27 protein-coding genes and 1 pseudogene are annotated in these 25,746 nt (G+C 73.2%); 7 read left to right on the top strand and 21 right to left on the bottom strand.

Annotated features, from left to right (window positions below; all coding sequences use genetic code 11):
* Positions 1-174: 174 nt before the first annotated feature.
* Positions 175-786 carry a response regulator transcription factor gene (locus AB0H53_RS16055; protein WP_003948568.1) on the bottom strand — a complete coding sequence of 204 codons (612 nt, stop codon included), beginning with the start codon at positions 784-786 and terminating at the stop codon, positions 175-177.
* A 389-nt stretch (positions 787-1,175) separates the two neighbouring features.
* Between AB0H53_RS16055 and AB0H53_RS16050 the strand changes: the two genes are divergently transcribed.
* Positions 1,176-1,493: a WhiB family transcriptional regulator gene (locus AB0H53_RS16050; RefSeq protein WP_362112547.1), complete on the top strand. Its 318-nt coding sequence runs from the start codon at positions 1,176-1,178 to the stop codon at positions 1,491-1,493.
* Between the two features lie 61 nt (positions 1,494-1,554).
* Here the strand turns inward: AB0H53_RS16050 and AB0H53_RS16045 are convergent, their stop codons facing one another.
* Positions 1,555-2,454 (bottom strand): LysR family transcriptional regulator, encoded by a 900-nt coding sequence (locus tag AB0H53_RS16045; protein ID WP_362112544.1) that lies wholly within the window; start codon positions 2,452-2,454, stop codon positions 1,555-1,557.
* Positions 2,455-2,535: 81 nt separating this feature from the next.
* Between AB0H53_RS16045 and AB0H53_RS16040 the strand changes: the two genes are divergently transcribed.
* Both AB0H53_RS16040 and AB0H53_RS16035 read left to right on the top strand, forming a co-directional pair.
* Positions 2,536-3,192: an MOSC domain-containing protein gene (locus AB0H53_RS16040; protein ID WP_362112541.1), complete on the top strand. Its 657-nt coding sequence runs from the start codon at positions 2,536-2,538 to the stop codon at positions 3,190-3,192.
* A 68-nt stretch (positions 3,193-3,260) separates the two neighbouring features.
* Entirely contained in the window at positions 3,261-4,034 is a 774-nt protein-coding gene (locus AB0H53_RS16035; protein WP_362112538.1) for an SDR family oxidoreductase, read from the top strand.
* A gap of 93 nt (positions 4,035-4,127) precedes the next feature.
* Here the strand turns inward: AB0H53_RS16035 and groL are convergent, their stop codons facing one another.
* The 3 genes from groL to AB0H53_RS16020 form a co-directional block, all read right to left on the bottom strand.
* Positions 4,128-5,756 carry a chaperonin GroEL gene (groL, locus tag AB0H53_RS16030; protein WP_362112535.1) on the bottom strand — a complete coding sequence of 543 codons (1,629 nt, stop codon included), beginning with the start codon at positions 5,754-5,756 and terminating at the stop codon, positions 4,128-4,130.
* Between the two features lie 117 nt (positions 5,757-5,873).
* A complete protein-coding gene (gene groES, locus AB0H53_RS16025; RefSeq protein WP_010471835.1) occupies positions 5,874-6,182 on the bottom strand; it encodes a co-chaperone GroES in 309 nt (102 codons plus the stop codon).
* A gap of 247 nt (positions 6,183-6,429) precedes the next feature.
* Positions 6,430-7,338 (bottom strand): polysaccharide deacetylase family protein, encoded by a 909-nt coding sequence (locus tag AB0H53_RS16020; protein WP_362112532.1) that lies wholly within the window; start codon positions 7,336-7,338, stop codon positions 6,430-6,432.
* A gap of 109 nt (positions 7,339-7,447) precedes the next feature.
* Between AB0H53_RS16020 and AB0H53_RS16015 the strand changes: the two genes are divergently transcribed.
* Complete coding sequence (locus tag AB0H53_RS16015) at positions 7,448-8,626, top strand: class I SAM-dependent methyltransferase (RefSeq protein WP_362112846.1); 1,179 nt, start codon at positions 7,448-7,450, stop codon at positions 8,624-8,626.
* Positions 8,627-8,914: 288 nt separating this feature from the next.
* Here the strand turns inward: AB0H53_RS16015 and AB0H53_RS16010 are convergent.
* From AB0H53_RS16010 to tsaB, 6 genes and pseudogenes are all read right to left on the bottom strand, one after another.
* Positions 8,915-9,220: pseudogene (locus AB0H53_RS16010) on the bottom strand (RNA polymerase subunit sigma-24); the annotation flags it as partial.
* Between the two features lie 4 nt (positions 9,221-9,224).
* Complete coding sequence (locus AB0H53_RS16005) at positions 9,225-10,061, bottom strand: polysaccharide deacetylase family protein (RefSeq protein WP_362112529.1); 837 nt, start codon at positions 10,059-10,061, stop codon at positions 9,225-9,227.
* A gap of 128 nt (positions 10,062-10,189) precedes the next feature.
* Positions 10,190-10,444, bottom strand: coding sequence for a hypothetical protein (locus tag AB0H53_RS16000; protein ID WP_362112526.1), 255 nt, complete (start codon positions 10,442-10,444; stop codon positions 10,190-10,192).
* Complete coding sequence (gene tsaD, locus AB0H53_RS15995) at positions 10,441-11,541, bottom strand: tRNA (adenosine(37)-N6)-threonylcarbamoyltransferase complex transferase subunit TsaD (protein ID WP_362112523.1); 1,101 nt, start codon at positions 11,539-11,541, stop codon at positions 10,441-10,443. The genes AB0H53_RS16000 and tsaD overlap by 4 nt, the downstream gene beginning before the upstream one ends.
* Positions 11,534-12,004, bottom strand: a complete 471-nt coding sequence (gene rimI / locus AB0H53_RS15990) for a ribosomal protein S18-alanine N-acetyltransferase (protein WP_362112843.1) — start codon at positions 12,002-12,004, stop codon at positions 11,534-11,536. The genes tsaD and rimI overlap by 8 nt, the downstream gene beginning before the upstream one ends.
* A gap of 20 nt (positions 12,005-12,024) precedes the next feature.
* Positions 12,025-12,678, bottom strand: coding sequence for a tRNA (adenosine(37)-N6)-threonylcarbamoyltransferase complex dimerization subunit type 1 TsaB (tsaB, locus tag AB0H53_RS15985; RefSeq protein ID WP_362112520.1), 654 nt, complete (start codon positions 12,676-12,678; stop codon positions 12,025-12,027).
* 101 nt (positions 12,679-12,779) lie between these two features.
* On the opposite strand from tsaB, the gene AB0H53_RS15980 reads away from it, so the two are divergent.
* Positions 12,780-13,343, top strand: a complete 564-nt coding sequence (locus AB0H53_RS15980) for a hypothetical protein (RefSeq protein ID WP_362112517.1) — start codon at positions 12,780-12,782, stop codon at positions 13,341-13,343.
* 153 nt (positions 13,344-13,496) lie between these two features.
* On the opposite strand, the gene AB0H53_RS15975 is transcribed toward AB0H53_RS15980, so the two are convergent.
* The 7 genes from AB0H53_RS15975 to glmS all read right to left on the bottom strand — a co-directional run bounded on the left by AB0H53_RS15975 (position 13,497) and on the right by glmS (position 20,521).
* Positions 13,497-13,694, bottom strand: a complete 198-nt coding sequence (locus AB0H53_RS15975; RefSeq protein WP_362112514.1) for a hypothetical protein — start codon at positions 13,692-13,694, stop codon at positions 13,497-13,499.
* A gap of 136 nt (positions 13,695-13,830) precedes the next feature.
* Positions 13,831-14,346: a tRNA (adenosine(37)-N6)-threonylcarbamoyltransferase complex ATPase subunit type 1 TsaE gene (gene tsaE, locus AB0H53_RS15970; protein WP_362112511.1), complete on the bottom strand. Its 516-nt coding sequence runs from the start codon at positions 14,344-14,346 to the stop codon at positions 13,831-13,833.
* Entirely contained in the window at positions 14,318-15,553 is a 1,236-nt protein-coding gene (locus AB0H53_RS15965; RefSeq protein WP_362112508.1) for an alpha/beta hydrolase, read from the bottom strand. The genes tsaE and AB0H53_RS15965 overlap by 29 nt, the downstream gene beginning before the upstream one ends.
* Before the next feature lie 86 nt (positions 15,554-15,639).
* The gene (gene alr, locus AB0H53_RS15960) at positions 15,640-16,785 is read right to left on the bottom strand and encodes an alanine racemase (RefSeq protein ID WP_362112505.1); all 1,146 of its coding nucleotides are present in this window, start codon (positions 16,783-16,785) and stop codon (positions 15,640-15,642) included.
* Positions 16,786-16,842: 57 nt separating this feature from the next.
* Positions 16,843-18,297: an NAD(P)H-hydrate dehydratase gene (locus AB0H53_RS15955; RefSeq protein ID WP_362112502.1), complete on the bottom strand. Its 1,455-nt coding sequence runs from the start codon at positions 18,295-18,297 to the stop codon at positions 16,843-16,845.
* Positions 18,298-18,301: 4 nt separating this feature from the next.
* Positions 18,302-18,670, bottom strand: coding sequence for a holo-ACP synthase (locus AB0H53_RS15950; protein WP_362112499.1), 369 nt, complete (start codon positions 18,668-18,670; stop codon positions 18,302-18,304).
* 3 nt (positions 18,671-18,673) lie between these two features.
* A complete protein-coding gene (gene glmS / locus AB0H53_RS15945) occupies positions 18,674-20,521 on the bottom strand; it encodes a glutamine--fructose-6-phosphate transaminase (isomerizing) (RefSeq protein WP_362112496.1) in 1,848 nt (615 codons plus the stop codon).
* Between the two features lie 223 nt (positions 20,522-20,744).
* Between glmS and coaA the strand changes: the two genes are divergently transcribed.
* Both coaA and AB0H53_RS15935 read left to right on the top strand, forming a co-directional pair.
* Entirely contained in the window at positions 20,745-21,734 is a 990-nt protein-coding gene (coaA, locus tag AB0H53_RS15940) for a type I pantothenate kinase (RefSeq protein WP_362112493.1), read from the top strand.
* 27 nt (positions 21,735-21,761) lie between these two features.
* Complete coding sequence (locus AB0H53_RS15935) at positions 21,762-22,709, top strand: DUF389 domain-containing protein (RefSeq protein WP_362112490.1); 948 nt, start codon at positions 21,762-21,764, stop codon at positions 22,707-22,709.
* A gap of 66 nt (positions 22,710-22,775) precedes the next feature.
* Here AB0H53_RS15935 and glmM read toward each other — a convergent pair whose 3' ends face one another.
* The 3 genes from glmM to rplM form a co-directional block, all read right to left on the bottom strand.
* A complete protein-coding gene (glmM, locus tag AB0H53_RS15930) occupies positions 22,776-24,134 on the bottom strand; it encodes a phosphoglucosamine mutase (protein ID WP_362112487.1) in 1,359 nt (452 codons plus the stop codon).
* A gap of 150 nt (positions 24,135-24,284) precedes the next feature.
* The gene (gene rpsI / locus AB0H53_RS15925; protein WP_362112484.1) at positions 24,285-24,806 is read right to left on the bottom strand and encodes a 30S ribosomal protein S9; all 522 of its coding nucleotides are present in this window, start codon (positions 24,804-24,806) and stop codon (positions 24,285-24,287) included.
* A gap of 41 nt (positions 24,807-24,847) precedes the next feature.
* Positions 24,848-25,291: a 50S ribosomal protein L13 gene (rplM, locus tag AB0H53_RS15920; protein WP_356898578.1), complete on the bottom strand. Its 444-nt coding sequence runs from the start codon at positions 25,289-25,291 to the stop codon at positions 24,848-24,850.
* Positions 25,292-25,746 lie beyond the last annotated feature (455 nt).

Raw genomic sequence — 25,746 nt, 5'->3', positions numbered from 1 at the left:
AAGCGTTATGAGCAGGCGCGCCGGACGTCATTTCCTGCGCCCTCCCCTCCCGCTCGATCGACTCGTCCCCGAGGAACTCCACACCTCAAGGATGCGGCATCGAGCCGGAAACAGATATCGGGCCTCCGCCGCCCCGTCCGCCGGGCGGCGGACGGGGATCCGAACGGCCACCCGCTAGCGCACCAGGCCCCAGCGGAATCCGAGCGCGACGGCGTGCGCCCGGTCCGATGCGCCCAGCTTCTTGAACAGCCGCCTGGCGTGCGTCTTGACCGTGTCCTCGGAGAGGAACAGCTCGCGGCCGATCTCGGCGTTCGAGCGGCCGTGACTCATGCCCTCCAGGACCTGGATCTCCCGGGCCGTGAGCGTGGGCGCGGCACCCATCTCGGCCGACCGCAGCCGGCGCGGGGCGAGCCGCCAGGTCGGGTCGGCGAGCGCCTGGGTGACGGTGGCCCGCAGCTCGGCGCGCGAGGCGTCCTTGTGCAGGTACCCGCGGGCGCCGGCGGCCACGGCGAGGGCGACGCCGTCCAGGTCCTCGGCGACGGTGAGCATGATGATGCGGGCGCCGGGATCCGCCGAGAGCAGCCGGCGGACGGTCTCCACGCCGCCCAGACCGGGCATGCGTACGTCCATCAGAATCAGGTCCGAGCGGTCCGCGCCCCAGCGGCGGAGGACCTCCTCGCCGTTGGCGGCGGTCGTCACGCGCTCCACACCGGGCACTGTGGCGACGGCGCGGCGGAGCGCTTCTCGGGCAAGCGGGGAGTCGTCGCAGACGAGGACGGATGTCATGGCCGTCCTCCGCAGCTGATGCGCGTCACCTTGGGCCTCCAGGCTGGTTACGAATCGTCACCTGTGCGGTTGACACCCTCGGACGCCTGCCCGAGCGCTTGTTCCGTCAACCGCCTCCGCACTCTCAACGACGGTCACTCGAAAGAGTTACGGGTCCGCCCGCCCCTTCGGCACGCTACGTGAACGGGCGCGCACGGAGGAGAGCGACGCAGGTCACCGTCGCTTCACGCAGAGCTATGCCCCATTTAGCGCCTTTTCCTTCACTTTGCTGGTGTCTGTGGCTAGATTCGCAATGAGTCATATTTACATCTACTTAGACAGTAGTTGTACGGTCGGGGCTGTATCGACCCAGCTATCCGCTCAGTACCGGTACCAAGGGGACATGCGCTATGGCAGATTTCTCCCGCCTTCCCGGACCCAACGCCGACCTGTGGGACTGGCAGCTGCTCGCGGCGTGCCGAGGGGTCGACAGCTCCCTCTTCTTCCACCCCGAGGGGGAGCGCGGCGCGGCGCGGAGTGCCCGCGAGAACTCCGCGAAAGAGGTCTGCATGCGGTGCCCCGTCCGCGCGCAGTGCGCGGCCCACGCACTGGCCGTGCGCGAGCCCTACGGTGTATGGGGCGGCCTCACCGAGGACGAGCGCGAGGAGCTCATGGGGCGGGCGCGCAACCGACTGATCACGACGTCGACGCCTGCGACACGCAACTGAAGGAACGTTTTTTCACGGGCGGCATCCGGCACGGGGCCGCCCTCGGGTGCGTCGTGGGCCGTTATCCGCGCGTACCCGCCGCCGTACGGGTCAGCTGGTCGAGGGTGGCCGCGACCGCCGGGACCTTGGCCAGGTCCGGCAGCGTCAGGGCGACGATCTCCCGCTCCACGGCGGGCTCCACCGCGACCGTGCGCGCACCGCGCGGGCGCAGCGACTGGACGGCCAACTCCGGCAGGACCGCCACCCCCAGCCCGGCGCCGACCAGGCCGACCACCGCCGGGTAGTCGTCGGTCGCGAAGTCGATGCGCGGGGTGAACCCGGCGCCCTCGCACACCTCCACCAGCTGGCGGCGGCAGCGGGGGCAGCCCGCGATCCACGACTCACCGGCCAGCTCGCCGATGGCCACCGCTCCGGCGTCCGCGAGCCGGTGGCCCTCGGGAACCAGGCCGACCAGGCGGTCGGCGAGGAGCGGGCGCACCACCAGGTCCTCCCACTCGGCCGTGGGAGCGCCGTACCGGAAGGCCAGCGCCACGTCGCAGTCGCCGTCGCGCAGCATCTCCACCGAGCGCGGTGGTTCGGCCTCCACCAGGGAGACCCGGGTGCCGGGGTGGTCGGCGCGCAGCGCCGCCAGGGCGGTGGGCACCAGGGTGGAGCTCCCGCTGGGAAAGGAGACGAGCCGGACGCGGCCCGCCCGCAGGCCGGCGATGGCGGCGATCTCCTCCTCCGCGGCGGTCAGCCCGGCGAGGATGCCCGAAGCGTGGCGCACGAGCACCTCGCCGGCTTCGGTCAGCCGCATCTCACGGCCCGTACGGATCAGCAGCGGAGTGCACGCGGAGGCCTCCAGCGCCTTCATCTGCTGGCTCACGGCGGGCTGGGTGCAGCCCAGTTCGCGCGCGGCGGCGGAGAAGGACCCGGTGGTGGCCACGGCACGCAGAACGCGGAGGTGGCGGGCTTCGATCACCTGTCCAATATAAGCCTGTCTTGGAACGCGTGGGAAATATTGTCCGACTGCTTTTAGTGGCTGATCGCTAGCGTGGCGTCCATGAAGGTTCTTTCCGTGAATGTGGGACGCCCGCGGGCCGTGGCGTACACCGACGCGCCGAGCGGCACGACCGGGATCGACAAGCGGCCCGCCGACGGCCCGGTATGGGTGGCCGATCCCGGGCCCCGGGGCGAGGGGGCCGGCGGGGTGGCCGGGGACGCGGTGTGCGACCTGCGGTTCCACGGCGGGACGCACCAGGCCGTGTACGCGTTCGCCCGCGAGGACCTGGACTTCTGGGAGGGCGAACTGGGCCGGCCGATCGCCGACGGGGCGTTCGGCGAGAACCTGACCACCCGCGGCATGGACCTCACCGGCGCGCTGATCGGCGAGCGCTGGCGGGTCGGCGGCGAGCTGGTGCTGGAGGTGACCTCCGGACGGGTGCCGTGCCGTACGTTCGCGGGGTGGCTGGGCGAGCGCGGCTGGGTACGGCGCTTCACCCGGCAGGCCGCCACCGGCGCCTACTTCAGGGTGGTCGAGCCGGGCCCGGTCCGGGCCGGCGACGGTATCGAGATCGTGCACCGGCCCGGTCACGACGTGACGGTGGGGCTCGCCTTCCGGGCCTTCACCCTCCAGCGGGACCTGCTGCCGCGCACCCTGGCCGCCGGCGGGGCGCTGCACCCCGACATCCGGGAGGCCGCGCTCAAGTACCGCCCTTAGGGCGGCCCTTGGCGCGGCCGGGGCGGGCGCGTACACCGCACCGGCGGCCTGGCACTAACGTGCCGCGTATGACGACTGCACTGATTACGGGCGCGACGGCGGGAATCGGGGCCGCCTTCGCGCGGCGGCTGGCGGCGGACGGCCGCGACGTGGTGCTGGTGGCCCGCGATGTGAAACGGCTGCGGGAGCAGGCGACCGAGCTGCACGACCGGCACGGGATCGAGGCGGAGGTGCTGGCCGCCGACCTCTCCCGGGAGGAGGGCATCGCCGCCGTGGAGGCACGGCTGTCGGACCCGAAGCGGCCGGTGGACCTGCTCATCAACAACGCCGGCTTCGGCAACAAGGGCCGGTTCCTCGAAGTGTCGATGGCCGACGAGTTGAGGATGTTGAAGGTGCACTGCGAGGCGGTGCTGCGGCTGACAGCGGCGGCGGCGGATGCGATGCGCGGCCGGGGGCGCGGCGGGGTGGTGAACGTGGCCTCGGTGGCCGCCTTCGTACCACGCGGCACATACGGGGCGTCGAAGTCCTGGGTCGTGCAGTTCACCCAGGGCGCGGCGCGGGACCTGGCGGGCAGCGGCGTGCGGCTGATGGCGCTGTGCCCCGGCTTCGTGCGGACGGAGTTCCACCAGCGCGCCGGAATGGGCACCGACAACATCCCCCGGTGGATGTGGCTGGACGCCGACAAGCTGGTGACCGAGGCACTGGCCGACCTGGCACGGGGCCGGACGCTGTCCGTCCCCGACCCGCGGTACAAGGCCCTGATGGGCGTGGTGAAGCTGGCGCCGCGCGGGCTGCTGGGCGGGGTGAGTTCCCGGGCGGGCCGCAAGTACGGTCCGCGCTAGCGGAACACGCCTCGACGACCGAGGCCCGGTGCCCCCGCGACGGGGGCACCGGGCCTCGGTGCGTGGCTCACTGGGCGCGCGTCAGCGCGAGCGTCAGTGGGAGTGGCCGTGGCTGTGGCCGTGGCCCGCGTCCGCCGGCTCCTCTTCCTTCTTCTCCACCACGAGGGTCTCGGTGGTGAGCAGCAGGGAGGCGATCGACGCGGCGTTCTCCAGCGCGGAGCGCGTCACCTTGACCGGGTCGATGACGCCGGCCTTGACCAGGTCGCCGTACTCGCCGGTGGCGGCGTTGAAGCCCTGGCCCTTGTCGAGCTCCGCCACCTTCGCGGTGATGACGTAGCCCTCGAGGCCGGCGTTCTCGGCGATCCAGCGCAGCGGCTCGACCGCGGCGCGGCGGACGACGGCGACACCGGTGGCCTCGTCGCCCTCCTTGCCGAGGTTGCCCTCCAGCACCTTGACGGCGTGGACCAGAGCGGAGCCACCACCGGAGACGATGCCCTCCTCGACCGCGGCGCGGGTCGCGGAGATGGCGTCCTCCAGACGGTGCTTCTTCTCCTTCAGCTCCACCTCGGTGGCGGCGCCGACCTTGATCACGCACACGCCGCCGGCCAGCTTCGCGAGGCGCTCCTGGAGCTTCTCGCGGTCCCAGTCGGAGTCGGTGGTCTCGATCTCGGCCTTGATCTGGTTGACCCGGCCCAGCACGTCGTCGGAGCTGCCGCCGCCGTCGACGATGGTGGTCTCGTCCTTGGTGACGGTCACACGGCGGGCGGTGCCCAGGACCTCCAGGCCGGCCTGGTCGAGCTTGAGGCCGACCTCCTCGGCGATGACGGTCGCGCCGGTGAGGGCGGCCATGTCGCCGAGCATCGCCTTGCGGCGGTCGCCGAAGCCGGGGGCCTTGACCGCGACCGCGTTGAAGGTGCCGCGGATCTTGTTGACGACCAGGGTCGACAGGGCCTCGCCCTCGACGTCCTCGGCGACGATCAGCAGCGGCTTCGAGGAACCGGCCTGGATGACCTTCTCCAGCAGCGGCAGCAGGTCCTGGATGGAGGAGATCTTGCCCTGGTGGATCAGGATGTACGGGTCGTCGAGGACGGCCTCCATACGCTCCTGGTCGGTCACCATGTACGGCGAGAGGTAGCCCTTGTCGAAGGCCATGCCCTCGGTGAAGTCCAGCTCCAGACCGAAGGTGTTGGACTCCTCGACGGTGATGACACCGTCCTTGCCGACCTTGTCCATCGCCTCGGCGATGAGCTCGCCGACCTGCTGGTCCTGCGCGGAGAGCGCGGCCACGGCGGCGATGTCGGCCTTGTCGTCGATCGGGCGCGCGGTGGCCAGGAGCTCGTCGGAGACGGCCTTGACCGCGGCGTCGATGCCCTTCTTCAGGGCGGCCGGGGAAGCACCGGCGGCGACGTTGCGCAGACCCTCGCGGACCAGGGCCTGGGCGAGCACGGTGGCGGTGGTGGTGCCGTCACCCGCGATGTCGTTGGTCTTGGTCGCCACCTCCTTCACCAGCTGGGCGCCGAGGTTCTCGTACGGGTCCTCGATCTCGACCTCACGGGCGATCGTGACACCGTCGTTGGTGATGGTGGGGGCGCCGAACTTCTTGTCGATGACGACGTTGCGGCCCTTGGGGCCGATCGTCACCTTGACCGTGTCGGCAAGCTTGTTGACGCCGCGCTCGAGGGCGCGACGGGCGTCCTCGTCGAACTTCAGAATCTTCGCCATGGAGCGTTTCAGCCCTCTCGGAACTCGGGTGAACGAACCGCGCCCCTCGCCGCCCGGCATTGTCAGCGGGGGCCAGGGGCGCAGTTCGAAGCAATTCTGCTGGGTGAAGCAGGGTGATTACTTCTCGACGATCGCGAGCACGTCGCGAGCCGAGAGGACGAGGTACTCCTCGCCGCTGTACTTCACCTCGGTGCCGCCGTACTTGCTGTACAGCACGATGTCGCCGGTCTTCACGTCGAGCGGCAGGCGCTCGCCGTTCTCGAAGCGGCCCGGACCCACGGCAAGGACGACGCCCTCCTGGGGCTTCTCCTTGGCGGTGTCCGGGATGACCAGGCCAGAGGCGGTGGTCTGCTCGGCGTCGAGCGGCTGGACCACGATGCGGTCCTCGAGCGGCTTGATGGCAACCTTGGAGCTGGTGGTCGTCACGATCCGACCTCCCCCTTCGGAGATCTCACGGGGTTAACTGTCTGAGGTGGCGACCAGGTGGATCCGTCGTCGCGGGTGCCGGACCTGCCCGTCGCTGTGTTGGCACTCTCCTGCGGGGAGTGCCAGACCCGAGACTATGACCGCGGTTAGCACTCGGTCAAGCGGAGTGCCAATTCCCCGCCGCGTGGCGGGGACGCGGGACGGCCGGTGAGGACCGGTGAGGGCCGGTGAGGGCCGGGGCCGCGCCTCAGACGTAGTCCTCCAGCCTGGCCACCGCGTAACCCTTGGCCGTGATGGTGTTCATCACCTGGCGGATCATGTCCGGCATGGTGCCCTTCCAGTCCTCCCGGCCCCGGAAGTGGGTGAGGACGATGTCACCGGGGTGCAGGTCCCGGTCCCACTCGCGCCACTCCATGCGGTCGGGGAACGCCTCGGCAGCCCACAGCGGCACGGCCTTGATGCCGCACGCCCGGGCGGCGCGCAGGGTGTCGCGGTTGTAGTTGCCGTAGGGCGGGCGGAAGAGCGCGGGCCGCTTGCCGTACCGCTGCTCGATGATGTCCTGCTGGCCGCAGATCTCGCGCTTCTGCTCCGCGAGCGAGAGGGCGGGCATGTAGCGGTGGTTGATGGTGTGGTTCTGCAGGGCCACGCCGCGGTCCTGCATCTTCCGGAAGTAGCCGTAGTTGTCCCGGACCAGGTAGTCGCTGAGGAAGGCGCTGTAGGGGACACCCAGGTCGGTCATCATCCTCAGCAGCTCGGGGTCCTTCTCCGCGCCGTCGTCGATGGTGAGGAAGACGATCCGGTCCTCGGTGGGGACGGTGGTGAAGACCGGCGGCAGGCCGGGGTCGCCCACCTCGAAGCCCTTGCGGAAGGTGATCCGCGGTTTGACCGCGGGGGGCGGGGGCGCGGCCAGCGGCGTCCGGCGCAGCCCCCACTTCCGGGCGGCGGCGGCGCGCGCGGCGTGCGCGCGCTCGACCTTCCGCACATAGGCGGCGAGGGCGCCGGCCGCGCCGGGGGCCTGTTCGGGCCGGCCGGCGGCGGGCGGGGCCTGCCCGGCGGCGCCGGGCGCGCCCCGGTCCGGGCCGTCGTGGGTACAGCCGGCTCCGAGTGCGGTGATCGCCAGCGCGGCGAGCACGACGCCCAGCCGCTTTGCACCCATTTTTTGGTTTTGTCGTACTAGCTGCATGGCGCCGCATCCTGTCAGCGCCGGGCCCCGTCGGCCGGCCGACACCGCCGCCCGCCGCGCACCATCCCCCGGCTGGCCCACAATGGGCCGGGTGACCGATCTCGCCGCCTTCTCCGCGCTCCTCACCGACGAGGGCCAGACCCTGCTCGCCGCCCTGCGCGACTACGACCCGTCCCAGGAGCTCGCCGTCGCCTCCCGGCTGCGCCGCGAGCACCCCGCCGAGCTGGTCACGGCGGCGCTCGCGCAGGCCCGGCTGCGGCAGCGGGCGGTGGCGAAGTTCGGCGAGCGGGACGCGTACCGCATGTACTTCACGCCCGGCGGCGTGGAGCAGTCCACCCGCTGCGCGGTCGCCGCACACCGCGCCGCCGCCTTCGCCCGGCTCGGGGTGCGCAGCGTCGCCGACCTGTGCGGCGGGATCGGCGGCGACGCCATCGCCTTCGCCCGGGCGGGGATCCGCGTCCTGGCCGTCGACCGGGACCCGCTGACGGCCGAGGCGGCCCGCGCGAACGCCGAGGCGCTCGGCCTGGCCGGGCTCATCGAGGTGCGGCGCGCCGATGTCACCGAGGTGGACACCTCCTCGTACGACGCGGTCTTCGTCGACCCGGCACGGCGGGGCGGGCGGGGCCGCATCTTCGACCCGGAGGCGTACTCCCCGCCGCTGTCCTGGGCGGTCGAGGCGGCCCGTACGGCCCCGCACGCGGCGCTGAAGATCGCCCCGGGCATCCCGCACGAGGCGATCCCGCACGACGCGGCGGCCGAGTGGGTCTCCGACGGCGGGGACGTGAAGGAGGCGGTGCTCTGGTTCGGCACCCGCCCCGGCACGGTGACCGCCACCCTGCTGCCGGGCCCCCACTCCCTGACCGGCCGCGGCCTGCCCGACCCCGAGGTCCGCCCGGTCGGCCGCTACCTGTACGAGCCGGACGGCGCCGTCATCCGCGCGCACCTGGTCGCGGAGGTGGCCGAGCACCTCGGGGGCGGCCTGGTCGACGCGACGATCGCGTACATCACCGCGGACGACCTGCGTGCCACCCCGTACGCCACCGCCTACGAGATCACCGACGAGCTCCCCTTCAACCTCAAGAGGCTCAAGGCCCTGCTGCGTGAACGGGAGGTCGGCGCCCTGACGGTGAAGAAGCGCGGCTCGGCGGTCGAGCCGGAGGAACTGCGCCGCAAGCTCAAGCCCAAGGGCCGGAACGCGGCGACGGTGTTCCTGACCAGGGTGGCGGGCGCGCCCACCATGCTGGTGGGCCGGCCGGCCTGACCCAGAGACTCCGCCCTTCGGGCCGGCGAGTTCCCCGCGGGCCGTTCCGGCCCCGCGACGCCTCAGGGCGGAACCGCGGTGACGGGTGCCGTACGCGGGGGCACGCGGTCGAGGCCGCCCGCTGGAGCGGCAGCCGGCGTGCCGACCGGTCCCGGCGCTCGCCGGAGACCACGCCGAGACGACCAGGACCAGCACGGCCGGTCCCAGGCACCGGTGCCCGCCCGGTCGGCGAGCGGTGCCTCGCGGCCCGGCCGGGTGCGCGGGTGGAGGGGTGGCGGGAGCGGGGGGCTACCGCGAGGCGCCACCCGAGGCCGGCGCCTGTGACCGTTCGAGGAGCAGGGCCCTCTCCTGGCCGTTCCGCGCCAGCGACGCCGCCCGCTCGAACTCCGCCCGCGCCTCGGCCGCACGCCCCAGCCGGGCCAGCAGGTCGCCCCGTACGCTCGGCAGCAAGTGGTAATCCCGCAAGGCGGGGTTCGGTGGCCAGGGCGTCCACGTCGGCAGCGCCGCCGCCGGGCCCTGGGCCATCGAGACGGCCACCGCGCGGTTCAGCTCGACGACCGGGGACGGGGCCACGGCCCGGAGAAATCTCCCGTACCCCTCAGACGTAGTCCTCGAGGCGGGCGACCGTGAAGCCCTGCTCCTGGATGCGGCGCAGCATGTTGGCCGTCATCCCGGTCATCGTGGTGCCCTTGAGGTCCTTCGGGCCGCGGAAGTGGGCCAGGACGATGTCGCCCGGGCGCAGTTTCCGGTCGCCGCGCTGGTACTGCATGTTGGTGATCTGCATCGACTCCCGCCACAGCACGATCGCCTCGACGCCGCACCGCCCGGCGGCGGCCCGGGTGTCCTCGTTCCAGTTTCCGTAGGGCGGGCGGAAGAGGCGCGGGGCGCTGCCGTAGGTCCGCTCCAGCCTCCGCTGCTGGCCGCAGATCTCCCGCTGCTGGGCGGCGGCGCCGAGGGTACGGAGGTCGGGGTGGCTGACGGTGTGGTTGGCGACGCCGTTGCCGAGCGCGCTGAGCGGCTTGAAGTAGCCGTAGTCGGCGCGGATGGCGGCGTCGGTGAGGAACATGGTGAAGGGCACCTTCAGGTCCCGCATCATCCCGACGAACCGCGGGTCCTTCTCGGCGCCGTCGTCGAAGGTGAGGAAGACGACCTTGTCGGCGGTCGGTATCTCGCTGATCACCGGCACCTGGCCGCCCCGGCCGGTCCGCACGGGCTTGACCCTGGGCGGGGCCGGCGGCGCGGCCAGCGGTTCCAGGCCCCACTTCCGGAAGGCGGCGGCGGTGTCCGAGGTCTTCCCGGGCACGGCGCGGTGCGCGGGTGGGGCCGTGGTGGCCGCCCCGGCGGGCCCGGCCGCGCCGCCGTGCGCCGAAGCGGCGCAGCCCGACAGGAGAAGGGCGGCGGCCAGCGCCGCCACCCCCGTGATCCGCTTCCCCACCCTGTGACCCCATGCTCGTACGCGATCCACTGCGTACTGCTTGATGGCCGGATCAGGCCGTGGGTTCCCTCCGGTGCCCCTCGGGTTCCCTCACGTTCCGTGGGGCTCCAACCATCCCTCGGGGTCCCTCACGTCCCGTGGGACTCGAACCGCCAGCGGTGCACCGGCCGGGTCACCAGCTCCCCGGCCGGCTCCGGCAGCTCGGGCAGTTCGGCGTCGTACGGGGCGTCCCACCAGGTCAGGACCAGCACCCGGTCGCCGGGGGCGGTGAAGGTCTCGCGGCGGACCGGCCGGGCGGGCAGGGGCTGGGCGCGGGCCCACTCCAGGAGCTCGGCGGCCCGGCCGTCCGCCGCGCGGGCCTCCCACATCAGGGTGACCGTCACGGGTACAGGTTCTCCTTGCTGACCTCGTGCACATGGTCGTGGCCGTGCGCGTGGTCGCCGGGCACGTGCGGGTCGGTCACCGGCAGCGAGGAGTCCGCCGACAGCTCCCAGTCGGAAGCCGGCCGGCCGCGCGCCACCATCTCGGCGCCCAGCGCCGCGACCATCGCGCCGTTGTCGGTGCACAGTCCCGGCCGCGGCACCCGCAGCCGGATACCGGCCCGCTCGCACCGCTCCTCGGCCATCGCCCGAAGCCGGGAGTTGGCCGCCACACCTCCGCCGATCATCAGATGGTCGACGCCCTCGTCCTTGCAGGCGCGTACGGCCTTGCGGGTCAGGACGTCGACCACCGCCTCCTGGAAGGACGCCGCCACGTCCCGTACCGGCACCTCCTCGCCCGCCGCGCGCTTGGCCTCGATCCAGCGGGCGACCGCCGTCTTCAGGCCCGAGAAGGAGAAGTCGTACGCGGGGTCGCGCGGCCCGGTCAGTCCGCGCGGGAAGGCGATGGCGTCCGGGTCGCCCTCCTTCGCCAGCCGGTCGATCACCGGGCCGCCGGGGAAGCCCAGGTCCAGCACGCGCGCGATCTTGTCGAACGCCTCACCCGCCGCGTCGTCGATCGTGGCGCCCATGGGCCGCACGTCGGCGGTGATGTCCGGGGCCAGCAGCAGCGACGAGTGGCCGCCGCTGACCAGCAGCGCCATGGTGGGCTCGGGCAGCGGTCCGTGTTCCAGCTGGTCGACGCAGATGTGCGAGGCCAGGTGGTTCACGCCGTACAGCGGCTTGCCCAGGGCGTACGCGTACGCCTTGGCCGCCGAGACGCCGACCAGCAGCGCGCCGGCCAGGCCGGGCCCGGCGGTGACCGCGACGCCGTCCAGGTCGCGGGCGGAGATCCCGGCCTGCGCCAGGGCGCGCTCGATGGTCGGGACCATCGCCTCCAGGTGCGCGCGGGAGGCGATCTCGGGGACGACGCCCCCGTACCGGGCATGCGTGTCGACGCTGGACGCGACGGCATCGGCGAGCAGGGTCGTCCCCCGGACGACGCCGACGCCGGTCTCGTCGCAGGAGGTCTCGATACCGAGGACGAGGGGTTCGTCAGCCATCACTCTCAGTTCCTTGTACGTTGTGCACGCTCAGGCGCATGACGAGCGCGTCGATGTTGCCGGGCTGGTAGTAGCCGCGGCGGAAGCCGATGGGCTGGAAGCCGAAGCGCTCGTACAGCTTCTGGGCACGGGTGTTGTCCACGCGCACTTCCAGCAGCACTTCGTCGCACTCGAAGGCGGTGGCGTGCTGGAGCAGGTCGGTCAGGAGCCGGGCGCCCAGCCCGGTGCCCCACTGGTCGCGGGCGACGGCGATGGTCTGGACGTCGCCCAGGCCGCCGGCCGCCGCGAGGCCGGCGTACCCGGCGAGCCGCCCCCCGGGGGATTCGGCCACCACATAGCGGCGGGTGGCCCGGGGGCCGCGCGCGTGGGCGAGCTCGGACCAGAACATGCCCTCCGACCAGGCGTCGTCGGGGAACAGCTCCCGTTCGAGCGCCAGCACCGGCGCGATGTCCCACCAGCGCATCTCACGAAGCGTGGCCCCGGTCACCTGGGCGTGACCACCTTGTAGTTCTTGGGGACCTGGGCGTCGGGGCGGCGCAGGTACAGCGGCCGAGGCTCCAGCAGGGCCTCACCGGCCGCCAGCCGCTCGGCGGCCAGGGCGGCGAGCGCTCCGGCCGACTGGTGCTCGGGGTCACGGGCGTCGGCGAAGAACTCGCCGTACAGCCGGGCGCCGGCTCCGACGGCGGGCAGTCGGGCCACCCGCTCGGCGATGTCGGCGGGCCGGTCGACCGCGGGGTCGCCCACGCGGGTACGGCGGTCGTCGTACCGGGCCCAGTAGACCTCCTTGCGGCGCGCGTCGGTGGCGACGACGAACGGCTCGTCGATCCCGGAGGCGTAGGCGAGGCCGTCCAGCGTGCACACGCCGTGCACCGGGACACCGAGGGCAGAGGCGAAGGTCGCGGCCGTCACCAGACCGACGCGCAGCCCGGTGTAGGGACCGGGCCCGACGCCCACGACGATGCCGGTGACGGTGTCGAGTTCCAGACCGGCCCGCTTCAGCACCCGGTCGACGGCGGGCAGCAGGAGTTCCCCGTGCCGGCGGGCGTCGACCTGGCCGGACTCGGCGACGAGGCGGTCCCCGTCGTGGAGGGCGACGGTGACGGCGGGGGTGGCGGTATCCATGGCGAGCAAGAGCACGCGAACAGCGTACGGCTCCGCGGCGGCGGGCACGGCGCCCCATCCGTACCATGCGCTGCTGCTACCGTCACACCGATACGTTCGGCAGGAGAGGTGACAGCGTGGCAAGGAGCAGCTCGGGATTCGTGGCCGGGCTCACCGCGGCGGCGGTCGTCGCGGTCGGCTTCCTCGCCTATCAGGCGTCGGCCACCGCGCCCGCCGACCTTTCGGCGAAGGCCAAGGCGCCGGCCGCCTCCCCCTCGGTGCCCGCCCCGGGCGGCCCCCGGCAGCCGGGCCGCAGCGCGCTGGCCCTCCCGGAGAGCTCGGGCAAGGGCGTGCGGGTGGTGTACGCGCTGAGCGAGCGGCGGGTGTGGCTGGTGGGCGCGAAGGACAAGGTGACGCGCACCTTCGCGGTGATGCCGAGCACGGTGAACCCGCCCCCGGGCACCTACGCGGTGACGTCCCGTTCCAGCACCGTGGCCGGGTCGGACGGGGTGCAGATCGAGCACGTGGTGCGGTTCGCGAACGTCGGCGGGGTGACGATCGGCTTCAGCGCGGCGGTGAACGGCACGCTGCCCACTCCGGATCCCGCGCGCAAGACCGGCGGCATCCGGATGAAGCGCGCGGACGGCGACGCGATGTGGCTGTTCGCGACGGTCAACTCGAAGGTCGTCGTCGTCCCGTAGCCACCGCGTGGCGGCGCGGTGCCGGAACTGCCCGGCCCGGTGCCGGAACTGCCCGGCCCGGTGCCGGAACTCCCCGGCGTGGTGCCGGGACTCCCCGGCAACAAGGGTCCACCCGGCCGGCCCGGTGCCGGAGCCCCGGCCGGCGCGGTGCGGCTACGCCGCCTCGGGGCGCTCGTCGCGCGGCCGGGGCGCGCCGTGGCGGCCAGGGGCGTCCTCGGAGTGCCGGGAGTCCTGTGCGTCCTGGCGGTCCTCGGCGGCCGAGGCGGTTTCCGGCGGCGTGGAGACGGCGCTGGCCGCCGCGCACGACGCCAGCAGGTCGCGCATCGGCACATCGTGCTTCGGCGTCGGCATGTTGCCTCCTGAGGCTCCGGGGGCAGGCTGGTTAGGTAGACCTAACCAGATCTGGTACCCATGGGACCACGCATCGGAGGTACGGCGCAACATCATGCCGACGTCTTGTCGGAAAGTACGGCGGCCCCGGCCCGCGTCACCGCGAGGGCAGGTCCACGTCCGCCCAGCGCGCGCCGACGCCGGTCAGCGTCACCACCCGCCGGTCGTCGTCGGTCGACCCGACCACCCGGTCGATGACCACGTGCAGCCGGTCCTCCGACAGGTCCTCGACCTTGCCCTCGCCCCACTCGACGACCACCACCGAGTCGGGCAGCGAGACATCGAGGTCCAGGTCCTCCATCTCGTCCAGGCCGCCACCCAGCCGGTAGGCGTCGACGTGCACGAGGGCGGGGCCGCCGGTCAGCGAGGGGTGGACGCGGGCGATCACGAAGGTCGGGGAGGTCACCGCCCCGCGTACGCCGAGTCCTTCGCCGAGCCCCCGGGTCAGGGTGGTCTTGCCCGCGCCGAGTTCCCCGGTGAGCATCACCAGGTCGCCGGGGCGCAGCAGCCGGGCGAGCGTGCGGCCCAGCTCCCGCATCTCGTCGGGCGAGTGGAGGGTGAGACGGGCCGCGTTCCGTGCGGTCTCAGCGGCCTGGCTGTGCGGTGCTTCCATACGTGCCAACGTTAGCCGCTGCGCGCACCGCCCCGACGCGCACCAGCAGGTCCGCGAGCCGGTCGGAGACCGTGTCCGGGTGCTCCAACATCACCAGGTGGCCGCCGTCCGGGACGATGACCAGTTCGGCGCCCGGAAGCAGGCGGGCGATGGCCTCGGTGTGCGAGCTCGGCGTGACCAGGTCCTGGTCGCCGGCCAGCGCCAGTACCGGCAGTCCGGCGAAGACCCCCAGGGCGTCGGCCTTGTCGTGCTCGCTGAACGCCGGGTAGAACTCGGCGACCACGTCGATGGGGGTGCCCTCGATCATCCGCTCGGCGAACCGGGCGACCGCCGGGTCGACCTCCCCCGAGCTGAACGAGTAGCGCTTGACGATGCCGGCGAAGAGGTCGGCCGTGGCCCGCCGGCCGCGCTCGACCAGCTCCGTCTGGGAGCCGAGCGCCCGCAGCACGCCGGGCAGGACGCGCCGTATCGCGTTCACCCCGGCGACCGGCAGGCCGTAGTTGACCTCGCCGAGCCTGCCGCAGGACGTGCCGACGAAGGCGACGCCGGCGACCCGGCGGCGGACCAGCTCCGGGTACTGCTCGGCCAGCGCCATCACCGTCATGCCGCCCATCGAGTGCCCGACCAGGACCAGGGGCCCCTCGGGGGCCGCCGCGTCGATCACGGCCTTCAGGTCGCGGCCGAGCTGGTCGATCGAGACCGGCACCCCGTCCGGTCCGCCCTGGGCGACGCCGCGGCCCGAGCGGCCGTGGCTGCGCTGGTCCCAGTGCACGGTGCGGACCAGGCCGCGCAGCGCGGCGCGCTGGAAGTGCCAGGAGTCCTGGTTGAGGCAGTAGCCGTGGCTGAAGACGACGGTGACCGGCGCCGGGGTGCGGCGTCCGAACAGGCGGCGCCGGCGGGACGCCGAGGTGTCCGGTTCGCACTCGTCGGTCTCGTAGTACAGCTCGGTGCCGTCGTCGGCGTACGCCTTGCCGGGGGTGCCGCGCAGGGCGCCGTAGGGTCCGGCCGCGTCCAGGGCGAGCCGGGCCTTGCGGCGCATACCGCGCCCGACGGTCAGCCGCTCCACGGCCACCCCCGCCGCCGCGCCGGCCGCGATCACGCCGAGCGCGGCCCCCGCCAGACCCGCGCGGCGCCAGTTGCCCGCCGCGGCCTCCGCGACGACGTGGGCCACCACCTCCGCCGCCTCCCCCGTGCTGGTCTCGCTCACGTCGACTCCTGAGGTTGCTCGCTGCCGTCCGCGCTCCCGCGCGTGCCCGGCGCCCTGTCGGCGTTCCTCCGCGCCCCCGCGGGCTCCTACGCGTTCCTATAGACGCGTGGTACCCGCGATCCGACGCGGGTCACGATCTCGTAGGCGATCGTGTCCGCGGCGCGCGCCCAGTCCTCGGCGGTCGGCTCGCCCTCGTCGCCCGGCCCGAACAGCACCGCCTCGGCGCCCGGTTCGAGCTCGTCGCCCTCCAGGTCGACCACGAACTGGTCCATCGCGACCCGGCCGGCCACCGTCCGCACCCTGCCGCCGACCAGCACCGGGCCGCGGCCGGAGGCGTGGCGCGGCACACCGTCCGCGTACCCCAGCGGGACCAGGCCCAGGGTGGTGTCGCGCGAGGTGACGTAGTGGTGCCCGTAACTGACGCCGTGTCCGGCCGGAGCGCGCTTGACCAGCGCGACGCTGCCGGAGAGCCGCATGACCGGCCGCAGGCCGAAGTCGGCGGGCGTGCCGATCTCGGGACTGGGCGAGATGCCGTACATGGCGACACCCGTCCGTACCAGGTCGAAGTACGTCTCGGGAAGGGTGAGGGTGGCCGGGGAGTTGGCCAGGTGGCGTACCTCCGGCTCGGCGCCCGCCCGCTCGGCGTACCCCAGCATCTCCTGGAACGCCTCGAGCTGGGCGGCGATCGAGGGGTGGCCGGGCTCGTCGGCGCAGGCGAGGTGCGACCAGACGCCGGTGATCCTGACCAGCCCGTCGGCCTGGGCCTTCAGGGCCTCGCCGACCAGGCGGGGCCAGTCGGCGGGCGGGCAGCCGTTGCGGCCGAGGCCGGTGTCGGCCTTGAGCTGGACGCGCGCGGTGCCGCCGCTCTCCCGGGCCGCGCCGATGACCTCGTCCAGTGCCCACCGGCCGCTCACCGACATGTCGAGTCCGGCCTCGATGCCCTGCCGCCAGGGGTCGCCGGGCGTCCACAGCCAGCACAGGAGAGGGGCGTCGATGCCGGCGGCGCGCAGCGCGAGCGCCTCGTGGGGCGTGGCGGTGCCCAGCCAGGTGGCGCCGGCCTCCAGCGCGGCACGCGCGCAGGGCACGGCGCCGTGGCCGTACGCGTCGGCCTTGACCACGGCCATGACCTGGGCGTGGGGCGCGACGCGGGCGCGCAGCGCGCGGACGTTGGCGCGCAGGGCGCCGAGGTCGATCTCGGCGCGGGCGCGGAGGGGCTGCGGTGTCTCACTCATCGCGCCCAGTCTCTCAGGTGCGCACGCCGCCCCGGCCTTCCGTGGCTGTCGCCCCGATCACGCGGCCGGACCCGGGGCATCCGGCCCGGCCGGCCCGGCCACGTCCCGCCACGCCCCCGGGAGGGCGTCGGCGACGTCGTACGCGGTGACCGGGGCACCCCGGGCCGCGCGGCGGGCGGCGAGGCCGTGGAGGTAGGCCGCGGCCGACGCCGCGTCGCGCGGGGGCAGGCCCGCGGCGAGCAGGGAGCCCGCCAGGCCGGACAGGACATCACCGCTGCCGGCGGTGGCCAGCCAGGGGGTGCCGGTCGGGTTGACCCGTACCGGGGTGTCGGACGAGGGGCCGGCCACCAGCGTGGTGGAGCCCTTGAGCAGCACCGTCGCGCCCCAGCGCCCCGCGAGTTCCCGCACCGCCTCCAGCCGGCGCGACTCCACGTCCTCGCGCCGGGTGCCCAGCAGCGCCGCGGCCTCCCCGGCGTGCGGGGTGAGGAGCGTCGGGGCGGGCCGGGCGCGGACCGCGGCCGGGTCCAGCAGGCGCAGCCCGTCGGCGTCCACCAGGACCGGCACGTCCGCGTCCAGCACCTCCTCGGCGCCCGGTGTGTCGTTCAGGCCGGGGCCGATCACCCACGCCTGGACCCGCCCCGCCCTGCCCGGCGGCCCGGCGTGCACCAGGGTCTCGGGGTGGCGGGCCAGCACCGCCTCGCCCGCCGGTCCGACGTACCGCACGGCGCCCGCGCCGCCCCGCAGGGCTCCGGACACCGCGAGGACCGCCGCGCCCGGGTAGCGCGCCGACCCGGCGACCACGCCGACGACACCCCGCCGGTACTTGTCGCTCTCGGCGGCCGGTACCGGCAACCACCGGGCCACGTCGGCGTGTTGCGGGGCCTCCAGGTCGGGCACGGGCGGCAGGGCCAGCCCGATGTCCACCAGCCGCACCGCGCCCGCGTGCTCCCGCCCCGGGTCGACCAGCAGTCCCGGCTTGTACGCCCCGAACGTCACCGTGGCATCGGCCCGTACCGCCTCGCCGGCCACTTCCCCGGTGTCCGCGTCGACCCCGCTCGGCAGGTCGACCGCGACCAGCACCGCGTCCGTCGCGCGTGCCGCCCGGACCAGCGCCGCCGCCTCGGGCCGCAGCCCGCCGCGTCCGCCGATCCCGGTGATGCCGTCCACGACCAGGTCGGCACCGGCCAGGGCGGCGTACGGGTCGCCGGCCACCCGGCCCCCGGCCCCGGTCAGCGCGGCCAGCCCGGCCCGGTGGGCGCGTGAGCCGAGCAGCACCGCCGACACGCCCGCCCCGCGCCGGGCCAGCCGGGCGCCCGCGTACAGCGCGTCGCCGCCGTTGTCACCGCTGCCCACCAGCAGCACCACCCGGGCGCCGTACACCCGGTCCAGCAACCCGGCGCAGGCGGCGGCCAGTCCGGCCGCGGCCCGCCCCATCAGCGCGCCCTCGGGAAGTCGCGCCATCGACTCGGCCTCGGCGGCCCGTACGGTCTCCACACGGTAAGCGGTACGCATGGGCTCAACCCTCCGCGATCACCACCGCCGACGCCACCCCCGCGTCATGGCTGAGGGACACGTGCCAGTGCCGCACCCCCAGTTCCGCGGCCCGGGCCGCGACCGTTCCGCGCACCCGCAACCGGGGCTGCCCGCTGTCCTCGACGCACACCTCGGCGTCCGTCCAGTGCAGCCCGGCGGGCGCGCCGAGCGCCTTGGCGACGGCCTCCTTGGCGGCGAACCGTGCCGCCAGCGAGGCGATCCCCCGCCGTTCCCCGCTGGGCAGCAGCAACTCCCGTGCCACGAACAGCCGCTCCGCCATCTGCGGTGTCCGCTCCAGCGCCGCCGCGAACCGGTCGATCTCGGCGACGTCGATCCCCACCCCGATGATCATCGTTCACTCCACCGTCACGGACTTGGCCAGGTTGCGCGGCTGGTCCACCTCGTTGCCGCGGGCCGTCGCCAGCTCGCACGCGAACACCTGGAGCGGCACGGTCGACACCAGCGGCTGGAGCAGCACCGGGGTCACCGGGACGCGGACGAGGTGGTCCGCGTACGGGACGACCGCCTCGTCGCCCTCCTCCGCGATCACGATGGTCCGGGCGCCGCGGGCGCGGATCTCCTGGATGTTGGAGACGATCTTGTCGTGCAGCACCGACCGGCCGCGGGGCGACGGCACCACGACGACCACCGGCAGGTCCTGCTCGATCAGGGCGATCGGGCCGTGCTTGAGCTCACCGGCGGCGAAGCCCTCGGCGTGCATGTACGCGAGTTCCTTGAGCTTCAGCGCGCCCTCCAGCGCCACCGGGTAGCCCACGTGCCGGCCCAGGAACAGCACGGTGTCCTTGTCCGCCAGCGAACGCGCCAGCTCGCGCACCGGCTCCATGGTGGCCAGCACCCGCTCGACGTCGTCGGCGATCCCGGCCAGGTCGCGGACGACGGCCCGGATCTCGTCGCCCCACTTGGTGCCGCGCACCTGGCCCAGGTACAGCGCGAGGAGGTAGCAGGCGACGAGCTGGGTCAGGAACGCCTTGGTGGAGGCGACGGCCACCTCCGGCCCGGCGTGGGTGTACAGCACCGCGTCCGACTCGCGCGGGATCGTCGAACCGTTGGTGTTGCAGACGGCCAGCACGCGGGCGCCCTGCTCACGGGCGTGCCGCAGCGCCATCAGGGTGTCCATGGTCTCGCCGGACTGGGAGATCGCGATCACCAGCGTCCGCTGGTCCAGGATCGGGTCCCGGTAGCGGAACTCGCTCGCCAGCTCCACCTCGCACGGGATGCGGGTCCAGTGCTCGATGGCGTACTTGGCGATCATCCCCGCGTGGAAGGCGGTCCCGCACGCCACGACGACCACCTTGTCGGCCTCGCGCAGCACCGCGTCGGGGATGCGGATCTCGTCCAGCGTCAGCGAACCGGCGGCGTCGACGCGTCCCAGCAGCGTGTCGGCGACCGCCTTGGGCTGCTCGGCGATCTCCTTGAGCATGAAGTAGTCGTAGCCCCCCTTCTCGGCCGCCGACGCGTCCCAGTCGATGTGGTACGACCGCACGTCGGCGGGCGCCCCGTCGAAGTCGGTGACCGTCACGCCGTCCCGGCGGAGCTCCACCACCTGGTCCTGGCCGAGTTCGATGGCGGACCGCGTGTGGGCGATGAACGCGGCCACGTCCGAGGCGAGGAAGGACTCGCCCTCGCCGACACCCACCACCAGCGGGGAGTTGCGCCGCGCGCCGACCACCACGTCGGGCTCGTCGGCGTGCACCGCGACCAGCGTGAACGCCCCCTCCAGCCGCCGGCACACCTGGCGCATCGCCTCGGCGAGGTCGGCCACCGACGAGTGCGCCTCGGCCAGCAGGTGCGCGACCACCTCGGTGTCCGTCTCGGACGCCAGGTCGTGCCCGCGCCCGGCCAGCTCGGCCCGGAGCGCCGCGAAGTTCTCGATGATGCCGTTGTGGACGACGGCGACCCGGCCGGCGTTGTCCAGGTGCGGATGGGCGTTGGCGTCGGTGGGGCCGCCGTGCGTCGCCCACCGGGTGTGCCCGATGCCCGTCGACCCGGCCGGCAGCGGCCGTCCGACCAGCTCCTTCTCCAGGTTGACGAGCTTGCCCGCCTTCTTCGCCGCGGCCAGCCCGCCGTCGGCGAGCACCGCGACACCGGCCGAGTCGTAGCCCCGGTACTCGAGCCGCTTGAGCCCGGCGATCACCACATCAAGCGCCGACTGCCCGCCGACGTAACCCACGATTCCGCACATGGCCAGCAGCCTACGACCGCCGCCACCGCGATACGCGGAGGGCCGCCCCCCGGGATCCCGCCCGCCACGGCCCCGTCCCGGGGCGGGCGGCGGGCGGCGGACGGCGGGCCGTGGGCCGTGGGCCCGGTGCGCCACCGTGGCACCGGCCCGCCACCGCCGGCCGGGGGCGCACCGTGACCGAGCCCACCCCCCACCGGGCGCCCGCACCCCCGACAATGGCCAGGTGATCACCTCGCCGCCTCTCAGCAGCCACGGCACCACCCCCCGCCGGGCGGAGGCCACGCCGTACGTGGACCTCACCCGCGCCGAGTGGAGTGCGCTGCGGGACAAGACGCCGCTGCCGCTGACCGCCGAGGAGGTCGAGAGGCTGCGCGGGCTGGGCGACGTCATCGACCTCGACGAGGTCCGTGACATCTACTTGCCGCTGTCCCGGCTGCTCAACCTGTACGTGGGAGCCACCGCCAGCCTGCGCGGCGCGCTCAACACGTTCCTCGGCGAGAAGGGCGCCCAGCGCGGCACCCCGTTCGTCATAGGGGTCGCCGGGTCGGTGGCCGTCGGCAAGTCGACGGTCGCCCGCCTCCTCCAGGCGCTCCTCGCCCGCTGGCCGGAGCACCCGCGCGTCGAGCTGGTCACCACCGACGGTTTCCTGCTGCCCATGAAGGAGCTCAAGGAGCGCGGCCTGATCTCCAGGAAGGGCTTCCCCGAGTCCTACGACCGGCGGGCCCTGACCCGGTTCGTCGCCGACATCAAGGCGGGCAAGGACGAGGTCACCGCCCCCGTCTACTCCCACCTCATCTACGACATCGTGCCCGGCCGGCGGCTGACGGTCCGCCGCCCCGACATCCTCATCGTCGAGGGCCTCAACGTCCTCCAGCCCGCGCTGCCGGGCAAGGACGGCCGCACCCGGGTCGCCCTCGCGGACTACTTCGACTTCTCGGTCTATGTCGACGCCCGTACCGAGGACATCGAGTCCTGGTACCTGAATCGTTTCCGCAAGCTGCGCGCCACGGCCTTCCAGGACCCCTCCTCGTACTTCCGCAAGTACACCCAGGTCACCGAGGAGGAGGCACTCGACTACGCCCGCACCACCTGGCGGACCATCAACCGGGTGAACCTCCTGGAGAATGTGGCACCGACCCGGGGCCGCGCGACCCTCGTCGTGCGCAAGGGACCGGACCACAAGGTCCAGCGCCTCTCCCTCCGCAAGCTCTGAGGTCCGAGTCCGAAGGAAGCGCCCGCCGTGCTGCACCTGCGTCTGATCGTTCCGCCCGACCGCACCGACGACGTCGTGCGCGCCATCGAGAGGACCGTCGGGACCACCCACCTCGCCGTCCTCCCCGGCGCGGCCCGTGACCCGGCCGGCGACCTGGTGCTGTGCGACGTGGCGCGGGAGGCGGGCGACGAGCTGCTCGCGGACCTGTGCGCGCTGGGCATCCACGAGACCGGCTCGATCGCCGTGGACGACGTCGGCCTGACGCTCTCCCGGCACGCCGACAAGGCGGAGCGGGCAGCTCCCGGCGAGGGCGCCGACGCGGTGCTGTGGGACCAGCTCACGGAGGCCACCCACGAGGAGTCGACGCTGAGCGTCACCTATGTGGCGTTCCTGACGCTGGCCACGATGATCGCGGCGTGCGGTGTGGTGCTGGACAACGCCATCCTGATCGTGGGCGCGATGGCGGTGGGCCCGGAGTTCGGCCCGCTGGCGGGCATCTGCACGGCGCTGGTACGGCGCCGCCCCCGGCTGGCCGGGCGGTCGCTGATCGCGCTGGTGGCCGGGTTCGCGGTGGCGATGGCACTGACCGTGCTGTTCAGCCTGGGGATGGACGCGGCGGGCCTGTTCACCGAGGACCGGCTGCGGGCGGAGCGCCCCAACACCGGCTTCGTCTACGCGCCGGACTGGTTCTCCTTCGTCGTCGGCCTGCTCGCGGGCGCCGCCGGCACCCTCTCGCTGACCTCGGCGAAGTCCGGCGCGCTGGTCGGCGTCGCCATCTCGGTCACCACCGTCCCGGCCGCCGCCAACGCCGCCGTGGCGCTCGGCTACGGCGACCTCGGCCAGACGAAGGGCTCCGTGGAGCAGCTGCTGCTGAACCTACTGGCGATCGTGCTCGCCGGGACGCTGACGCTGGTGGCGCAGAAGTTCTTCTGGGCGCGGCAGCGCGAGCGGGAGACCCGCGGGCAAACCGTCTGAGAGGGCCGGCACACACCGAAGGGGCACCCCGCCCGACCGGCGGGGTGCCCCTTCGGTGTGCGGGGATCAGCCCAGGGCCGACTTGACGACGTCGGCGAGCTGCCCGGCGACCGAGCGGGCCTGCTCGATGTCGGCGGCCTCGACCATGACCCGGACCAGCGGCTCGGTGCCCGACGGGCGCAGCAGCACCCGGCCGGTGGAGCCCAGGGCGCGCTCCGCCTCCGCGACGGCGGTGCCCAGCTCCGCGGAGGTCTTCACCCGGGACCTGTCGACGTTCTTGACGTTGATGAGGACCTGCGGCAGCCGCTCCATCACCCCGGCCAGGTCGGCCAGCGTGCGCCCGGTGGCCGCGACCCGTGCCGCCAGCAGCAGGCCGGTCAGGGTGCCGTCACCGGTGGTGGCGTGGTCCAGCACGATCACGTGCCCGGACTGCTCGCCGCCGAGCGCGTAGTCGTGCTCCTTCATCGACTCCAGGACGTACCGGTCGCCGACGGCCGTCTGCACCAGCCGCAGCCCCTCGCGCTCCATGGCCAGCTTGAAGCCCAGGTTGGACATGACGGTGGCGACAACGGTGTCACCGCGCAGCGTCCCGGCCTCGCGCATCGCCAGGGCCAGCACGGCGAGGATCTGGTCGCCGTCGACCTCCGTACCGGTGTGGTCCACGGCCAGGCAGCGGTCGGCGTCGCCGTCGTGGGCGATGCCGAGGTCCGCGCCGTGCTCCAGGACGGCGGCCTTGAGCATCTCCAGGTGCGTGGAGCCGCAGCCGTCGTTGATGTTCAGCCCGTCCGGGGTGGCGCCGATGGTGACGACCTCGGCACCGGCCTGCTGGAACGCGGCCGGGGAGACCCCGGAGGCGGCGCCGTGCGCCTCGTCCAGGACGACCTTGAGCCCGTCGAGCCGGTTCGGCAGGACGCTCAGCAGGTGGGCGACGTACTGGTCGAAGCCCTCCTGGTAGTCGGCCACCCGGCCGACGCCGGCGCCGGTCGGCCGGTCCCACGGCTCACCGGTGCGGTGCTGGTCGTACACGGCCTCGATCCGGTCCTCCAGCTCGTCGGCCAGCTTGTGGCCACCGCGCGCGAAGAACTTGACGCCGTTGTCCGGCATGGCGTTGTGGCTCGCGGAGAGCATCACGCCCAGGTCGGCACCGAGCGCGCCGGTGAGGAACGCCACGGCCGGGGTCGGCAGCACGCCGACGCGCAGCACGTCCACGCCCGCGCTGGCGAGGCCGGCCACGACCGCGGCCTCCAGGAACTCTCCCGACGCACGCGGGTCCCGCCCGACCACGGCGGTCGGCCGATGTCCCTCGAAGGTCCCCGCCTCGGCGAGCACGTGCGCCGCCGCGACCGACAGACCGAGCGCGAGCTCCGCCGTCAGATCCGCGTTGGCGACACCGCGCACACCGTCCGTGCCGAAGAGTCGTCCCACAGCTGTCCTCCGAAATACTCCGAGAAATGCAAGCCTCTGAGCGCGCTGATGCCCGTTTATACGCATACGCCCGAGGTCATGGAAAGACGGACGCCCCGGCAGCACAGAGGTGCCGCCGGGGCGTACGTACGAAGCAGACCGAGCAGGCGATTAACGCTTGCTGTACTGCGGGGCCTTACGGGCCTTCTTCAGACCGGCCTTCTTACGCTCGACGGCGCGGTCGTCGCGGCTGAGGAAGCCCGCCTTCTTCAGGGCGCCGCGGTTGTTGTCCACGTCCGCCTCGTTCAGCGCGCGGGCCACGCCCAGGCGCAGGGCGCCGGCCTGGCCGGAGACGCCGCCACCCGAGATGCGGGCGATGACGTCGTAGCGGCCCTCGAGCTCGAGCACCTTGAAGGGCTCGTTGACTTCCTGCTGGTGCACCTTGTTGGGGAAGTAGTCCTCAAGGGTGCGACCGTTGATCTTCCACTTGCCGGTGCCCGGAACGATCCGGACGCGGGCGATGGCGTTCTTGCGGCGGCCCAGGCCGGCGGCCGGCTGGGGGTCGCCGAAGCGGGACGCGAGGGACTCGGAGGTGTACTCACCCTCCACGGGGACCTCGGACTCGAAGGTCGTGACCTCCGCGTAGGTCTCCTCTTCGCCCTCGACGGGGGTTTCAACAGTGGTCTCGGCCACGATGCTCCTCAGATTCTTTTCGTCTTAGGGGGTGGCCGGACTTACTGCGCGACCTGGGTGATCTCGAACGGAACCGGCTGCTGGGCAGCGTGCGGGTGGTTCTCGCCCGCGTAGACCTTCAGCTTCGAGAGCATCTGACGGCCCAGGGTGTTCTTCGGGAGCATGCCCTTGATGGCCTTCTCCACGGCCTTCTCGGGGCTCTTGGCGAGCAGCTCGTCGTAACGGACGGAACGCAGACCACCCGGGTAGCCGGAGTGGCGGTACGCCATCTTCTGGGTGCGCTTGTTGCCGGACAGGTGCACCTTCTCCGCGTTGATGATGATGACGAAGTCACCAGCGTCAACGTGCGGCGCATAGATCGGCTTGTGCTTGCCCCGCAGAAGGGTGGCGGCGGTGGTCGCCAGACGGCCCAGGACGATGTCCTGCGCGTCGATGATGTGCCACTGGCGCGTCACATCGCCGGGCTTGGGGCTGTACGTACGCACGGTCGTAGCCTTCGCTTCTTCAGTGAGTGGGTCCTGACAAGGCCACCCGGACGATCACGACAGCCTTGACGGCACGGCGGGGACGCAACCCGAGTGCCAGTCGCTGGTCATCGGCCCGGTGGACCGGCGTAACGGCCTCTCACGTGAGAACGAGCAAGCCAATACGCATAACGAACCAGAAGAATACGCGCGCTCCCCCACCCGGGTCAAAACCGCCCCCCGGTACCCGCGCCGCGCCACCGGCCGGCCCCCCTCCCACCTGCGCCGCGACCGTTCCGCGCCACCCCGGGGGCCGCCCGCCCGGCGCGGCCCCGGGCGCCGCCGGGCCGCCTCCGCACGTCGTCGCGTCCCGGCCCGGGCCTAGGCAGTTTCGTTTGGATCAGTCGGTCGTTGGTCCGGGTGTGCCGTTGACTGATGCGCAGTGGGCGCGGATCGAGCCGTTGCTCCCGGACCGG

It is taken from the genome of Streptomyces sp. NPDC050856 (assembly GCF_040653855.1).
Taxonomy (GTDB): Bacteria; Actinomycetota; Actinomycetes; order Streptomycetales; family Streptomycetaceae; genus Streptomyces.
The sequence above is the reverse complement of the archived record's forward strand: the minus strand, read 5'-3'. Positions and strand labels throughout refer to the sequence as shown.

Bases quoted from the DNA above. Each gene is read 5' to 3' on its own strand.
- AB0H53_RS15950 (WP_362112499.1), bottom strand. From the start codon at position 18,670: ATGATCATCGGGGTGGGGATCGACGTCGCCGAGATCGACCGGTTCGCG.
- tsaD (WP_362112523.1), bottom strand. From the start codon at position 11,541: ATGGCTGACGAACCCCTCGTCCTCGGTATCGAGACCTCCTGCGACGAG.
- AB0H53_RS16020 (WP_362112532.1), bottom strand. From the start codon at position 7,338: ATGGGTGCAAAGCGGCTGGGCGTCGTGCTCGCCGCGCTGGCGATCACC.
- AB0H53_RS15975 (WP_362112514.1), bottom strand. From the start codon at position 13,694: ATGCCGACGCCGAAGCACGATGTGCCGATGCGCGACCTGCTGGCGTCG.
- glmS (WP_362112496.1), bottom strand. From the start codon at position 20,521: ATGTGCGGAATCGTGGGTTACGTCGGCGGGCAGTCGGCGCTTGATGTG.
- AB0H53_RS16050 (WP_362112547.1), top strand. From the start codon at position 1,176: ATGGCAGATTTCTCCCGCCTTCCCGGACCCAACGCCGACCTGTGGGAC.
- groL (WP_362112535.1), bottom strand. From the start codon at position 5,756: ATGGCGAAGATTCTGAAGTTCGACGAGGACGCCCGTCGCGCCCTCGAG.
- rimI (WP_362112843.1), bottom strand. From the start codon at position 12,004: ATGCGCTGGTGGGACATCGCGCCGGTGCTGGCGCTCGAACGGGAGCTG.
- AB0H53_RS16040 (WP_362112541.1), top strand. From the start codon at position 2,536: ATGAAGGTTCTTTCCGTGAATGTGGGACGCCCGCGGGCCGTGGCGTAC.
- AB0H53_RS15955 (WP_362112502.1), bottom strand. From the start codon at position 18,297: ATGCGTACCGCTTACCGTGTGGAGACCGTACGGGCCGCCGAGGCCGAG.
- AB0H53_RS16035 (WP_362112538.1), top strand. From the start codon at position 3,261: ATGACGACTGCACTGATTACGGGCGCGACGGCGGGAATCGGGGCCGCC.
- AB0H53_RS16055 (WP_003948568.1), bottom strand. From the start codon at position 786: ATGACATCCGTCCTCGTCTGCGACGACTCCCCGCTTGCCCGAGAAGCG.
- alr (WP_362112505.1), bottom strand. From the start codon at position 16,785: ATGAGTGAGACACCGCAGCCCCTCCGCGCCCGCGCCGAGATCGACCTC.
- tsaE (WP_362112511.1), bottom strand. From the start codon at position 14,346: ATGGAAGCACCGCACAGCCAGGCCGCTGAGACCGCACGGAACGCGGCC.
- AB0H53_RS16015 (WP_362112846.1), top strand. From the start codon at position 7,448: ATGGGCCGGGTGACCGATCTCGCCGCCTTCTCCGCGCTCCTCACCGAC.